Consider the following 13199-nt stretch of genomic DNA (forward strand, 5'->3'; position numbering starts at 1 on the left):
TCGACGGCCCGGAAGCGGTGCGGGCCCGCCTGGAGGAGACGGGGTACCTCGTCGACGAAGGGCTGGCCGTCGCCTGCTTCCTGGCCCTCAGGCTGCACCGGCCGGTCTTCTGCGAGGGCGACGCGGGCGTCGGCAAGACCGCGCTCGCCTCCGCCCTCGCAGAGGCGCTCGACGCCCCGCTGATCCGGCTCCAGTGCCACGAGGGCATCGACGCCGCGCAGGCCCTGTACGACTGGGACTTCCCGCGCCAGCTGCTGCATCTGCGGGCCGCCGAGGCGGCCGGGATCCGGGACGCGGAACGGCTGGAGGCCGAGCTGTACGACCGCAGGTTCCTGATCGCCCGCCCGCTGCTGAAGGCGCTGCAGACGCAGCCGTCGGTGCTGCTGGTGGACGAGATCGACCGTGCCGACGACGAGTTCGAGGCGTTCTTGCTGGAGCTGCTGTCGGAGTTCTCGGTGACGATCCCCGAACTCGGCACCCTGCGCGCCGAGGAGCCGCCGGTGGTCGTGCTGACCTCCAACCGCACCCGCGAGGTGCACGACGCGCTGAAACGGCGCTGCCTCTACCACTGGTTCGACCATCCCGGCTTCGCCCGCGAACTGGCCATCGTGCGCCGGAGGCTGCCCGGGGTGTCGGCGCGCCTGGCCGAGCAGGTGACCGCGCTGGTGCAGGAGCTGCGGGGGCAGGACCTGGTCAAGCCGCCGGGCGTTGCGGAGACCCTCGACTGGGCGCGGGCGCTGGACGCGCTCGGGGCGAGCGAGGTGGACGCGGAGCTGGCGGTGGCGACGCTGGGATCGGTGCTGAAGTACCGGGAGGACACCGAGCGGGCCCGGGGCCTGGACTTCGCTGCGCTGCTCGCGGCGCGCGGGGCGTGAGCGCGGTGCTCGCCGCGGACGCCGCGCTCCTCGGCTTCGCCCGTGCGGTGCGCGCGTCCGGGGTCGAGGTGAGCGCCGAGCGGCTGCACGCCTTTCTGCGGGCGGTGGACGTGCTGCGCCCCGGGGTGCGGGCCGACGTGTACTGGGCGGGGCGGCTGACGCTGTGCGGCGGGCGGGACGACCTGGAGCGGTACGAGCGGGTGTTCGCCGCGTACTTCGGCGACGCGTCGGTACAGGCGCCGCGCCTCGCCCCGTCACCCCGGCCCCGGCTCGTCGCGCGCGGGACGGGCACGACGCCCGGCAGCGCCGGCGAGGGCCACCGGGGCCCGCCCGTCGCCGCCCTCGCGAGCCCCGCCGAGGTGCTGCGCCACCGTGACATCGCCCGCCTCACGCCCGCCGAACGCGCCGCACTGCATCAGCTGCTGGCCGCGTTCACGCCGCACGGCCCGCTGCGGCGCAGTGCGCGTCGGCGACCCGCCCGGCGGGGTCCCGTGGACCCGCACCGCACAGTGCGGGAGCTGCTGCGGCGCGGCGGGGAACCGGCCCGGCTGCTGCGGCACACCCGGGCCGAGCGGCCACGCCGGGTGGTGCTGCTGGTGGACGTCAGCGGCTCCATGGCCCCGTACGCGGACGCGCTGCTGCGGTTCGCGCACGCGGCGGTGCGCGGCACCCGGACGGAGGCGTTCACCGTCGGCACCCGGCTGACCCGGGTGACCCGGGAGCTGACGCACCGCGATCCGGACCTGGCGATGGCGGCGGTCGCGGCGGCGGTGCCGGACTGGCGCGGGGGTACCCGGCTGGGAGAGCTGCTGGGCGAGTTCCTGGACCGCTTCGGGCAGCGCGGCATGGCGCGCGGCGCGGTGGTGGTGCTGCTGTCGGACGGCTGGGAGCGTGGCGATCCGGAGCTGCTCGCGGACCGGATGCGACGCTTGCACCGGCTGGCGCACCGGGTGATCTGGGCCAATCCGCTCAAGGCGCGCCCCGGTTACGAGCCCCTGGCGGCCGGGATGGCGGCGGCGCTGCCGAGCGTGGACGCGTTCGTCGAGGGGCACAGCCTGGCGGCGCTGGAGAGGCTGGCGGCCGTGGTGAGAGGAGCCGACGATGCGTGACATTCTCCCGGTGCTCGGCGACTGGTACGCGGCCGGATCGCCGTTCGGACTGGCCACGGTCGTCGCGGTGAGCCGCAGCGCGCCGCGCGACCCCGGTGCCGCCATGGCGGTGGGCCCGGGCGAGGAGGTCGTGGGCAGTGTGTCCGGCGGCTGTGTCGAGGGGGCGGTGTTCGAGCTGGCCCAGGAGGTGGTGGCGAGCGGCGAGGCCCGTCTTGAGACCTTCGGGTACAGCGACGAGGACGCCTTCGCGGTGGGCCTGACCTGCGGCGGCGAGATCACCCTGCTGGTGCGTCCCGTCACGGCCGCCGTCGACCCGTCCTTCGGCGAGGTCGCCGCCTCGGTGGCCGCGGGCCGCCCGGTGACCGTGGCGACGGTGACCGACGGCCCGGCGCCGCGCGGGGCCACACTCGCCGTGTGGCCGGACCGGGTCACCGGAACCCTTGGCACGGAGGGCCTGGACGTGGCCGTCACGGCCGATGCGCGCGGCGAACTCGCCCTCGGCGCCACCGGCCTGCGCCACTACGGCCCGCACGGCGAGCGGCGCGAGGACTCCGTCGCCGTCTTCCTGCACTCCTTCGCCCCGCCGCCGCGCATGCTGGTCTTCGGCGCGATCGACTACGCGGCCGCCGTCGCCCGCATCGGGGACTTTCTCGGCTACCGCGTCACGGTGTGCGACGCCCGCCCGGTCTTCGCCACACCGAAACGCTTCCCCGAGGGCGTGGAGGTGGTCGTGGACTGGCCGCACCGCTATCTGCGCGGCACCGTCACCGACGAGCGCACGGTGATCTGCGTCCTCACCCACGACCCGAAGTTCGACGTGCCGCTCCTTCAGGAGGCGCTGCACCGGCGGGCCGCCTACATCGGGGCGATGGGCAGCCGCCGTACCCACGACGACCGGATGCGCAGGCTGACCGAGTCGGGGCTGTCCGCGGCGGAGCTGTCCCGGCTGCGCTCCCCGGTGGGGCTCGACCTCGGCGCCCGTACGCCCGAGGAGGTCGCCGTGTCCGTCGCCGCCGAGATCGTCGCGCTGCGCTGGGGCGGCAGCGGTGCCCCGCTGACCGCGACCGCCGGCGCCATCCATCCGCAGGGAGCCTGAGGGAGGAAGTCATGGAACTGCACCACGAGTTCACCGTGCCGGTGCCGGTCGACGACGCCTGGCGGGTGCTCCTGGACGTCGAGCGGGTCGCGCCGTGCCTGCCCGGGGCGAGCGTGGAGGACTACGACGGCAAGACGGTGTCCGGGTCGGTGAAGGTGAAGGTGGGTCCGGTCACCGTGACGTACCGGGGGACGGCCGTCTTCGAGGAGCGCGACGAGGCCGCGCACCGCATGGTGCTGATCGCGAGCGGCCGGGAGACCCGTGGCCAGGGCACGGCCCGGGCCACGGTGACGGGCACGCTGACCGGGCGCGAGGAGGGTACGGCGGTGTCGGTGCGCACCGAGCTGTCGGTGACCGGCCGCCCGGCCCAGTTCGGGCGCGGCCTGCTGTCGGAGGTGGGCGACCGGCTGATCGGCCGGTTCGCCGAGTGCCTCGCGGAGCAGCTCGCCGAGCAGCCTCCCGCCGTCGAGCCCGAGGCGGCCCCCGTCGACCTGGTCCGCACGGCCGCTCTCCCCCTCGCCCGCCGCGCCGCGGTCCCGGTGGCGGCCGCCGTGGTCCTGGCGCTGGTGCTGGTGCGCATACGGCGGTGGTGGCGCCGGGCGTGAGTCACCCGTTCAGCGGCGGCAGCCGGTGCAGTTCCACCTCCGTCAGCCGGCCCTCGTGGACGGCGGCGGTGAGGTAGGTGCAGTGGGGTTGGCGGCGGCGGTCGGTCGGCGAGCCCGGGTTGAGCAGGCGCAGGCCGGTGGGCGCGGTCGTGTCCCAGGGGATGTGGCTGTGGCCGAAGACCAGGACGTCGAGGTCGGGGAAGCGGGCGGCGCACCGGGCTTCCCGGCCCTGGGCGGCGCCGGTCTCGTGGACGACGCCGAAGCGCAGGCCGCCGAGTTCGGCGTACGCCACCTCGGGGAGGCGGGCGCGCAGGTCGGGGCCGTCGTTGTTGCCGTACACCGCGAGCAGGCGGCGGCTGCGCCGCTCCAGCAGGTCGAGGGTGGCCGCATCGACCCAGTCCCCGGCGTGGATCACCACGTCCGCGCGCGGAATCTCGGCGAGGAGCGGTTCGGGCAGGGCCCGGGCGCGCTTGGGGAGGTGGGTGTCGGACATCAGCAGCAGACGCACCCGATCAGGCTACGGGCATGTCGCCGGGGCGGAGGTGGCAAGCGCCCGTCGCCGGGTTAGCATCGGCCCAACGCACCGTGCCGCAACGCGCCAGGCAAGCGACGACCCGAGGGGACTTCGAGCCCGATGCCGGTCAAGGTCAGCGTCATCGTTCCCGTCTACAACCCGGGGCCGTACATCGAGGAGTGCGTCTCCTCGCTGCTGCGGCAGTCCCTGCCGCCGGACGAGTACGAAGTGATCTTCGTCGACGACGGCTCCACCGACGACACCCCCGCCCGGCTCGACGAGCTCGCCGCCGAGGACGCGCGCGTGACGGTCGTGCACCAGGAGAACTCCGGCTGGTCCGGCAAGCCCCGCAACGTCGGCGTCGCCGCCTCCCGCGGCGAGTACGTGATGTTCGTGGACAACGACGACCATCTGGGCGACGAGGCCCTGGAGCGGATGTACGACTACGCCGTGGCGAACGGCGCGGACGTCGTCGTCGGCAAGATGGCCGGCCAGGGCCGCGGGGTGCCGGTGGAGCTGTTCCGCCGCAACCATCCGCGCGCGACGGTGGACAGCGCGCCGCTCATCGACAGCCTCACCCCGCACAAGATGTTCCGGCGCGCCTTCCTGGACCGCATCGGCCTCAGGTTCCCCGAGGGCAGGCGGCGCCTGGAGGACCATGTCTTCGTCACCGAGGCGTATCTGCGCGCGGACAACGTCTCCGTGCTCAGCGACTACGTCTGCTACTACCACGTACGGCGGGACGACGCCTCGAACGCGGGTTTCCAGCGCTTCGATCCGGTCGGGTACTTCAAGAACCTGCGCGAGGCGCTGGACGTCGTGGACCGGTACACCGAGCCGGGCCCGCTGCGCGACAAGCTGCACCGGCGCTGGCTGCGGGTGGAGATGGTCGAGCGGATGCGCGGGCGGCGGCTGCTCGGCGCGCCGGCCGACTACCGCAGGGAGCTGTTCCGGGAGATCCACGAGGTCGTCGTGGAGCGGTTCGGCCCGGGTGTGGCGGCCGGGCTCCAGCCGACCCAGCAGGTGATCGCCGCACTGATCGCCGCCGACCGGTACGACGACGTGGAGGCCTTCGCCGAGTGGGAGGCGGGCATCGCCCTCAAGGCCGTCCCCGAGGGCGTGGCGTGGCAGGACGGCGCGCTGCGGATCGACTTCGCCGCCGAGTACCACTCGGGCGGGGCGCCGCTGACGTTCGCCGCGGGCGGTGGCGGCAATCCGCTGGAGGCCCCGCCGAAGGACGTCGCCGAGGCGATCGCCTGGGTGGGCGCCGACACCGTCGCCCGGTTCGGCTCGGCCACCGCCGACCTGCTGCTGCGCGAACGCACCAGCGCCGCCCAGTACTTCCAGCCGGTGCAGTTCACCCGGGAGACCGTGCCGACCGAGGACGGCCGGCGGTTCCGGCTGGTGCTGCGGGCCACGGCCACGGTCGAGCCGGCCTCCGCGGCGGGCAGCGTGCCGCTCGCCGACGGCCTGTGGGACGTCCATATCCGTGTCAAGCTGGGCGGCTGGACCAAGGACTGCCGGCTGAGCCCGGCCCCGCGCACCGAACGCCCCGCCCCGTACGCCGGTGCGGTCGGCGGGCAGGTCGTGCTGCCGTACTGGACGGCCCGGCACACCACGCTCGCCCTGGACGTCGACCGTGCGAGCCGGAGCCTGGGCCTCGCCCGTCTCACGCCCGCCGAGGTCACCGTCGCGCAGGACCGGCTGAGCGCTCCCCTGCCGCTGTACGTGCCCGGCGAGGAGCCGGTGCTGGTGCGGCTGACCGCGCCCGGCAAGGTCCTCGACGTGCGCGGCACGCTGTCCCCCGCGCCGGGCGGATCCGGGGCGCTGCTGGAGGCCGCCCTGCCGGTGGCCGCGATGCGCTCAGCGACCTGGCGGGCGGCACTGGGCCCGGACCCGGAGGCCGCCGAACCACGGCTGCTGGCACTGCCGTTCGCCCTGCGCGCCGGGGCGCACGGCGTGCAGGTGCGGCGCACGCCCGGGCCGAGCGCCCTGCGGCGGGCGGTGCGCGCGGTGCGGCGCAGGCTCGCCGCGGTGGCGCGCGGGGCGAAGGCCCGGCGGAAGGCCTGAGGGAGGCAACAGGGTGCGATCACTGGGGATCGAGGGTGCCTGGGTACTGGAGCCCAAGGTGTTCCCGGACGACCGGGGCAGTTTCCACGAGTGGTACCGGGGCGAGGAGTTCCGCGAGGCCACCGGCTACGACCTGGCGCTGGCGCAGGCCAACTGCTCCGTCTCCCGGCGGGGCGTGCTGCGCGGGGTGCACTTCAGCGACGTGCCGCCCGGCCAGGCCAAGTACGTCACCTGTGTGCGCGGGGCCATTCTGGACGTGGTGGTGGATCTGCGGACCGGGTCGCCGGCCTTCGGGCAGTGGGAGGCGGTGCGGCTCGACGACGACACCCGGCACGCGGTGTTCCTCGCGGAGGGCCTGGGGCACGCCTTCATGGCGCTGACGGACGACGCCACCGTGGTGTACCTGTGCTCCACCGGCTATGCGCCGGGGCGCGAGCACGGGGTGGATCCGCTCGACCCCGCGCTCGGCATCACCTGGCCCGGCGGCATCACCCCGGTGCTGTCCGACAAGGACGCCGCGGCGCCGACCCTGGCCGAGGCGGAGCAGTCCGGGCTGCTTCCCGCGTACGCGGACTGCTCCGCCCACTACCTGCGGCTGCGCGGTCGTCAGGACTCGGCGTAACGCTGCTTCAACACCCGCCGCTTGTTGGTGCCTTCGGCGTTCCGGCCCTTCTCGATGATCACGAGATTGTGGTAGAAGTGCACGCCGACGACATTGAGGTCCGTGTAGCTCGGCTCGTAGTCCTCGTCCACGAACTCCTCGTAGTTCAGCCCGTCCGCCAGCCGCTTCAGCATGCCCATGGTGGTGTCGCGGGCATCGAGGTCCTCACTGCCCATCCACTCGGGCCAGTACGAGGACTGGGTGTCCTCGACGGCGTAGATGCCGCCCTCCTTGAGCCGGGGGAAGAGCGTGGCGAACGTCGTGAGCACGTGCGGGCTGCGGTGGCTGCCGTCGTCGATGATGACGTCGAGGTCGCCGATCTTGTCGGCGACGGCGTTCAGCGACGAGGGGTCGGACTGGTCGCCGACGAAGGTCGTGATGCGGTCCTCGTCGACGAACGACTTGTCGTGGAGGTCCATGCCGAAGATCTGCGCCTTCGGGAAGAACTGCTTCCACATGCGCAGCGACGCTCCGCCCTGGCCGGTTCGGCGGTAACCGCCGATCCCGATCTCCAGCAGGTTGAACTGCTCGTTCTTCAGGTGCTGGAGATGGCGCTGGTAGTGCTGGGTGTAGCGGTGCGTTCCCCACTTGTCCGTCTTGAAATGCACCGCCAGCTTGTTCAGGTCGTTCGAGATCGCTGCGAGTCCGGTCGGCTGGGGAGCCGGCTTGGCGCGCAGGCCGGACACACGCTTCTTCAGCCGGCGCAGCGCCCGCACGTTCTTCTCTCCCAGTGCGGACTTCACCTTTGCTCTGATCGACATCGCGGGGACGGTTCCTCTCCTAGGTGGGGGACATCTCCTTGCGGACCCGGGGCAGGGCTTCGTGCAGGGCGGACCGCCAGTCCCGCAGCGGCTCCAGGCCGACCTGACGCCATCTGTCATGGCCGAGGACGCTGTAGGCGGGGCGGGGCGCGGGCCGGGTGAAGGCCGTGCTGTCGGTGGGGCGCACCCGGTCGGCGTCGGCGCCGAGCAGCCGGAACACCTCCCGGGCCAGCTCGAACCAGGTGGCCTCGCCGGAACTGGTGGCGTGGAAGACGCCGTTCACGCCGGGGCCGAGACGGGGGCCGAGGTCGGCGACGCGGGCGGCGACGTCGGCGCTCCAGGTCGGCTGCCCGCGCTGATCGTCCACGACGTCGAGGGTGGGGCGGCTCGCCTCCAGGCCGATCATCGTGCGGACGAAGTTCGCGCCGTGGGCGCCGTAGAGCCAGGCGGTGCGCAGTACGGCGCTCGCGTCGGGCAGTTCCTCGCGCACGGCCCGCTCCCCGGCGAGCTTGGTGCGGCCGTAGGCGGTGCGCGGGGCGGGGGGATGATCCTCCGGGTAAGGGGTGGCGCGGGCCTCGCCGGAGAAGACGTAGTCGGTGGAGACGTGGATCAGGCGGGCGCCGTGGGCGGCGCAGGCGCGGGCCAGCAGGCGGGGTCCGTCGCCGTTGATGCGCAGGGCCGTGGCCTCGTCGGTCTCGGCGTCGTCGACGGCCGTGTAGGCGGCGCAGTTGACGACGAGGTCGGGCCGGTGCGCGGTGAACGCCCGGTCGACGGAGCCGGGTTCGGTGATGTCAAGGCGGGCGTGGTCCAGGCCGGTCACCTCGGCGCCGCGTGCGCGCAGTTCCGCGAGCACGTCGTGGCCCAGCATGCCGCCCGCCCCGGTGACCAGCCACCTCATGGGTGCTCCTCGGCCACGCGCCGCTTCAGCGGCTCCCACCAGGCCCGGTTGTCGCGGTACCAGGCGACGGTCTCGGCGAGGCCGGTGCGGAAGTCATGGCGCGGCTCGTAGCCCAGTTCGGTGCGGGCCTTGGTCCAGTCGACGGAGTAGCGCAGGTCGTGGCCCTTGCGGTCCTCGACCTGCGTCACCCGGTCCCAGTCCGCCCCGCAGGCATCGAGGAGCAGGCCGGTGAGTTCCTTGTTGCTCAGTTCGGTGCCGCCGCCGATGTTGTAGACCTCGCCGGGCCGGCCCTTTGTGCGCACGAGTTCGACGCCCCGGCAGTGGTCGTCGACGTGCAGCCAGTCGCGGACGTTGAGCCCCTCGCCGTAGAGCGGTACCTGCTTGCCGTCGAGGAGGTTGGTGACGAAGAGCGGGATGACCTTCTCGGGGAACTGGTGCGGGCCGTAGTTGTTGGAGCAGCGGCTGACGCGCACGTCCAGGCCGTGGGTGTGGTGGTAGGCGAGGGCGAGCAGGTCGGAGGAGGCCTTGGAGGCGGAGTACGGCGAGCTGGGGCGCAGCAGGTCCGCCTCCGCGGAGGAGCCGGACTCGACGGAGCCGTAGACCTCGTCGGTGGAGATGTGGACGAAGCTCGCCACGTCGGCCCGCAGCGCCGCCTCCAGCAGGGTCTGGGTGCCCACCACGTTGGTGAGGACGAAGTCGGCGGCGCCGGTGATCGAGCGGTCCACATGGGACTCGGCGGCGAAGTGCACCACTTGGTCGGTCTGCGCCATCAACTTGCCGACCAGTTCGGCGTCACGGATGTCGCCCTGCACGAACTCCAGCCGGGGATGGTCGAGTTGGAGGTTGTCGAGGGTGCCGGCGTAGGTGAGCTTGTCCAGCACCGTGATGTGTCCGGCGTCGGGCGTGTCGGACGCGAGCAGCATGCGGACGTAACGCGAGCCGATGAACCCGGCGGCGCCGGTGACGAGGAGGTTCATGTATGGATCTGCACCTTGCTGTGGTCTCCGAGGACGAGTCGATGGGCGCTGGGGACGTGCGAGGCCGGGGTCACCTCGGCGTGCCGGCCGATCAGGGAGGACTCGATCCGGCCCACGCCGTCGATCGAGGAGTCCCGCAGCACGATGGAGAACTCCAGCTCGCTGTCGGTGATACGGCAGTTCTCGGCGATGGAGGTGAACGGGCCGACGTAGGAGTTGTCGACGACCGATCCGGCGCCGATCACGGCGGGGCCGACGATGCGTGAGTTGACGATCCGGGCGCCCTCCTCGACCACCACCCGGCCGACCGTCTCGGACAGCTCGTCGACCTCGCCGTCGATGCGCCGCGGAAGCCCTTCCAGGACCGTGCGGTTGACCTCCAGCATGTCGTCGACGTTCCCGGTGTCCTTCCAGTAGCCCTTGATGACGGTGCACCGGACGTCGGCGCGGGCGTCGAGGAGGTGCTGGATGGCGTGGGTGATCTCCAACTCGCCGCGCCAGGACGGTCCGATGGCCCGGACCGCGGCGTGGATGGCGGGGGTGAAGAGGTAGACGCCGACCAGGGCGAGGTCGCTCTTGGGGTGCTCGGGTTTCTCCTCCAGGCCGACGACCTGTCCCGCGCCGTCGAGTTCGGCGACGCCGAAGGCGCGGGGGTCGGGGACGCGGGTGAGGAGGATCTGGGCGTCGGGGCGATTGCCGCGGAACTCCTCGACGAGGGCGCTGATGCCGCCGACGATGAAGTTGTCGCCCAGGTACATCACGAAGTCGTCGTCGCCGAGGTAGTCCCGCGCGATCAGCACCGCGTGGGCCAGCCCCAGCGGGCGTTCCTGGGGGATGTAGGTGATCTGGAGGCCGAACTTCGAGCCGTCGCCCACCGCTTCCTGGATCTCGGCGGCGGTGTCGCCGACGATCATGCCGACATCGGTGATGCCGGCTTCGGCGATGGACTCCAGCCCGTAGAACAGCACAGGTTTATTGGCAACCGGGACCAGCTGTTTGGCCGATGTGTGAGTGATCGGCCGCAGCCGTGTTCCGGCTCCGCCGGACAGCACGAGAGCCTTCATCTGGTTCACCATAGCGTCGATCGTGCGTTACCGACTGTTGGCCGCATGACCGGTTCGTTACGAATGACCCCGCGACCGTGTCATGCCCCGCCGTTCAGCGGTCCAGCTGGATCTCGCTCCACACCTGCTTGCCGCCGCTCACCGGGACCGTCCCCCAGACCGCCGACATCGCCTCGACCAGGAGGATGCCGCGGCCTCCGGTGGCCTCCCAGCCGATGCTGGTCGGCTTGACGGGGCTGCGGGGCGAGGTGTCGGCGACGGAGACCCGCAGCCGGCTGTTGACCAGGGTGAGGTCCAGGCGGACCTGGCCGTCGGTGTGCACGAGGGCGTTGGTGACCAGCTCGGACACCACGAGCAGGACGGCGTCCGTCGCCACGCCGCTCAGGCCCCAGGAGCGCAGGGTGCGCCGGGTGAAGCGGCGGGCGTGGCCGACCGCCTCGGGGACGCGCCACACCGTCCAGCTCTCGCGCAGCGGGCGCAGCTCCATGCCGTCGTAGCGCATGAGCAGCAGGGCGACGTCGTCGCTGCGGCGGGCGTTGCCGAGCAGGGCGTCGGCGACGAGGCCGAGGTGGGCGGGGTCGGAGGCGGCCAGTCCGCGGGCGAAGCCGTCCATCCCTTCGTCGATGTCGGCCTCGGTGGACTCCACCAGGCCGTCCGTGGTCAGGGCGACGACCGTGCCGGGCACCAGGCGCAGCGGACTCATCGGGAAGTCGGCCTGGGTCATGACACCGAGCGGCGGTCCGCCCTCGGCCTCTGCGATCTCCGTACCGCCGTCGGGGTGGCGCAGCACCGGCGGCAGGTGTCCGGCGCGTACGCACCAGGCGGTGCCCTCCTCCAGGTCGACGTCGACGTAGGCGCAGGTCGCGAAGAGGTCGGTCTCCATCTCCACCAGCAGCCGGTTGGCGTGGGAGACGACGACGTCGGGCGGGTGGCCCTCGGCGGCGTAGGCGCGCAGGGCGGTGCGCATCTGGCCCATCAGGGTGGCGGCGGCCGCGCTGTGGCCCTGGACGTCGCCGATGACGAGGGCGACGTGGTTGTCGGGCAGCGGGATCACGTCGTACCAGTCGCCGCCGAGCTCCAGGCCGGCGGTGCTGGGCAGATAGCGGGCGACGGCTTCCCCGCCGGGCAGCCGGGGCAGGCGGCGGGGCAGCAGCTGGCGCTGGAGCATGCCGACGAGTTCGTGCTCGGCGTCGAAGGCGCGGGCGCGCATCAGGGCCTGGCCGGCGAGACCGGCGGAGGCGGTGAGCAGGGCGCGTTCGTCGGGGCCGAAGTGGTGGGGGGCGTCCCAGCCGATCAGGCAGGCGCCCGCCATGCGGCCCGCCGCGGGCAGCGGCAGGACGGCCAGGCCGCCGGGGCCCACCTCGGCGAGGGCGGGTTCCAGCGGGGTGCCTGCGGGCCAGATGCGGGAACGGCCCTCGCGCAGGGCGGCGGCGAGGGTGGGCATCGCGCGGACCGGCGCGTCGGGCCATTCGCTGCGCCACTCAAGGCGCCACAGTTCGGGCCAGGACTCCGGTTCGGGCGGGTCGAGGACGGTGACGACGAGCCGGTCGTTCTCCAGCTCGGCGAGGGCGATCCGGTCGGCGTGCAGCGGGGCGCGCAGGGCGGTGACCACGGCCTGGCTGACGTCACGGACCGTGCCGGCGGTGGCGAGGGCGGCGGCCAGACGCTGGACACGGGCCACGTCGGTGACGTCCGAGCGCAGCTTGGAGGCGTCGGCGACGGTCCCCACCAGCCGCGCCGAGCGGCCCTCACCGGCGGGCAGCAGGCGTCCGCGCAGCCGCAGCCACCTGGGCGGGCCGGTGGCCTGCAGGACCCGGAACTCCAGCTCGCGGTCGCCGACGGCCAGGGCGTCGGCCTCGACGGCGGACATCAGCGAGGGCAGGTCCTCGGGCACGGTCAGGCCCAGCAGAGTCTCGACCCTGCCGTCGAACTGGGCCGGGGCGAGCCCGAACAGGTCCAGGATGTCGGGGCCGACCTCGATCCGGCCGGAGTCCATGGCGAGGCTGAAGGCATTGGACGGCAGTTCGCCGCCGGCGAAGGTGTGCGTCGGGGCGGGGCAGGCGAGGGTCTCGGCGATCAGTTCCAGGCAGGCACGGTCGTCGGTGTCGAAGCCGTCGACGCGGTCGCTCACGGCCAGCAGACAGCCGCCGCCGTCCTGCCCCCTGGCGGGCAGTACGGCCAGATGGGCGTGCTCGGCGAGTTCCTCCGGTCCGCGCCACACCGGTCGCCCCGTGCGGTGCGCCTCGGCCACCGGGGAGGCGTCCGAGGCGGCGTAGTTGTCGTGCACGGCGTACTGGGTGGGGGGCGCTCCGGCCCACTCGACCAGGCACAGCAGCTCGCCGTCCTCGGTGAGCGTGTACACGGCGGCGAGGGTGGCGTGCGCGTAGACGAGCACCTGTTCCAGGACCCGGCGCAGCCGATCGGGTGAATCGGGTCCGGCCAGGACCGCCTTGAGGGCGTCTTCGGCACGCAGCTTCCTCGATCTGCGTCCCGCAGCGCCCTCACTGACCACGTTGGCCATTACAGCGCTTATGAGACACCCGCGCAGCCCCTGTGACCATTCCGTGCG

Annotated in this window: 12 protein-coding genes; 6 read left to right on the forward strand and 6 right to left on the reverse strand. The window is 73.1% G+C overall.

The features are described 5' to 3' along the window. Window positions 1-17: 17 nt before the first annotated feature. The 4 genes from AB0Q90_RS01885 to AB0Q90_RS01900 are packed head-to-tail and all read left to right on the forward strand — an operon-like array spanning window position 18 to window position 3685. Entirely contained in the window at window positions 18-875 is an 858-nt protein-coding gene (locus tag AB0Q90_RS01885) for a MoxR family ATPase (RefSeq protein WP_363164685.1), read from the forward strand. After that, a complete protein-coding gene (locus AB0Q90_RS01890) occupies window positions 872-1984 on the forward strand; it encodes a VWA domain-containing protein (protein WP_363164686.1) in 1113 nt (370 codons plus the stop codon). Before AB0Q90_RS01885 ends, AB0Q90_RS01890 begins: the two co-directional genes overlap by 4 nt. Next, window positions 1977-3080: an XdhC/CoxI family protein gene (locus tag AB0Q90_RS01895; RefSeq protein WP_363164687.1), complete on the forward strand. Its 1104-nt coding sequence runs from the start codon at window positions 1977-1979 to the stop codon at window positions 3078-3080. Before AB0Q90_RS01890 ends, AB0Q90_RS01895 begins: the two co-directional genes overlap by 8 nt. 11 nt (window positions 3081-3091) lie before the next feature. Beyond that, complete coding sequence (locus AB0Q90_RS01900) at window positions 3092-3685, forward strand: SRPBCC family protein (protein WP_363164688.1); 594 nt, start codon at window positions 3092-3094, stop codon at window positions 3683-3685. A 1-nt stretch (window position 3686) separates the two neighbouring features. Here AB0Q90_RS01900 and AB0Q90_RS01905 read toward each other — a convergent pair whose 3' ends face one another. After that, on the reverse strand, window positions 3687-4193 hold the full coding sequence (locus AB0Q90_RS01905; RefSeq protein WP_363164689.1) for a metallophosphoesterase: 507 nt from the start codon (window positions 4191-4193) through the stop codon (window positions 3687-3689). A gap of 126 nt (window positions 4194-4319) precedes the next feature. Here AB0Q90_RS01905 and AB0Q90_RS01910 point away from each other — a divergent pair, with 126 nt between their 5' ends. After that, window positions 4320-6269: a glycosyltransferase gene (locus AB0Q90_RS01910; protein ID WP_363164690.1), complete on the forward strand. Its 1950-nt coding sequence runs from the start codon at window positions 4320-4322 to the stop codon at window positions 6267-6269. 13 nt (window positions 6270-6282) lie between these two features. Beyond that, the gene (gene rfbC, locus AB0Q90_RS01915; protein WP_363164691.1) at window positions 6283-6891 is read left to right on the forward strand and encodes a dTDP-4-dehydrorhamnose 3,5-epimerase; all 609 of its coding nucleotides are present in this window, start codon (window positions 6283-6285) and stop codon (window positions 6889-6891) included. Here rfbC and AB0Q90_RS01920 read toward each other — a convergent pair. The 5 genes from AB0Q90_RS01920 to AB0Q90_RS01940 form a co-directional block, all read right to left on the reverse strand. Beyond that, a complete protein-coding gene (locus tag AB0Q90_RS01920; protein WP_363164692.1) occupies window positions 6876-7691 on the reverse strand; it encodes a class I SAM-dependent methyltransferase in 816 nt (271 codons plus the stop codon). The two genes, rfbC and AB0Q90_RS01920, sit on opposite strands and share 16 nt — an antisense overlap. Before the next feature lie 19 nt (window positions 7692-7710). Further along, the gene (gene rfbD, locus AB0Q90_RS01925) at window positions 7711-8589 is read right to left on the reverse strand and encodes a dTDP-4-dehydrorhamnose reductase (RefSeq protein ID WP_363164693.1); all 879 of its coding nucleotides are present in this window, start codon (window positions 8587-8589) and stop codon (window positions 7711-7713) included. Further along, a complete protein-coding gene (gene rfbB, locus AB0Q90_RS01930; RefSeq protein WP_363164694.1) occupies window positions 8586-9566 on the reverse strand; it encodes a dTDP-glucose 4,6-dehydratase in 981 nt (326 codons plus the stop codon). Before rfbB ends, rfbD begins: the two co-directional genes overlap by 4 nt. After that, window positions 9563-10630 carry a glucose-1-phosphate thymidylyltransferase gene (locus AB0Q90_RS01935; protein ID WP_363164740.1) on the reverse strand — a complete coding sequence of 356 codons (1068 nt, stop codon included), beginning with the start codon at window positions 10628-10630 and terminating at the stop codon, window positions 9563-9565. The genes rfbB and AB0Q90_RS01935 overlap by 4 nt, the downstream gene beginning before the upstream one ends. Window positions 10631-10724: 94 nt before the next feature. Continuing rightward, entirely contained in the window at window positions 10725-13151 is a 2427-nt protein-coding gene (locus tag AB0Q90_RS01940) for a SpoIIE family protein phosphatase (RefSeq protein WP_363164695.1), read from the reverse strand. Between the last annotated feature and the right edge of the window lie 48 nt (window positions 13152-13199).

The organism is Streptomyces sp. NPDC079141 (assembly GCF_040686775.1).
Taxonomy (GTDB): domain Bacteria; phylum Actinomycetota; class Actinomycetes; order Streptomycetales; family Streptomycetaceae; genus Streptomyces.

Coding starts and splice junctions, on each gene's coding strand:
- AB0Q90_RS01940 (WP_363164695.1), bottom strand. CDS start 13,151: ATGGCCAACGTGGTCAGTGAGGGCGCTGCGGGACGCAGATCGAGGAAG.
- rfbB (WP_363164694.1), bottom strand. CDS start 9,566: ATGAACCTCCTCGTCACCGGCGCCGCCGGGTTCATCGGCTCGCGTTAC.
- AB0Q90_RS01900 (WP_363164688.1), top strand. CDS start 3,092: ATGGAACTGCACCACGAGTTCACCGTGCCGGTGCCGGTCGACGACGCC.
- AB0Q90_RS01910 (WP_363164690.1), top strand. CDS start 4,320: ATGCCGGTCAAGGTCAGCGTCATCGTTCCCGTCTACAACCCGGGGCCG.
- AB0Q90_RS01935 (WP_363164740.1), bottom strand. CDS start 10,630: ATGAAGGCTCTCGTGCTGTCCGGCGGAGCCGGAACACGGCTGCGGCCG.
- rfbD (WP_363164693.1), bottom strand. CDS start 8,589: ATGAGGTGGCTGGTCACCGGGGCGGGCGGCATGCTGGGCCACGACGTG.
- AB0Q90_RS01895 (WP_363164687.1), top strand. CDS start 1,977: ATGCGTGACATTCTCCCGGTGCTCGGCGACTGGTACGCGGCCGGATCG.
- AB0Q90_RS01920 (WP_363164692.1), bottom strand. CDS start 7,691: ATGTCGATCAGAGCAAAGGTGAAGTCCGCACTGGGAGAGAAGAACGTG.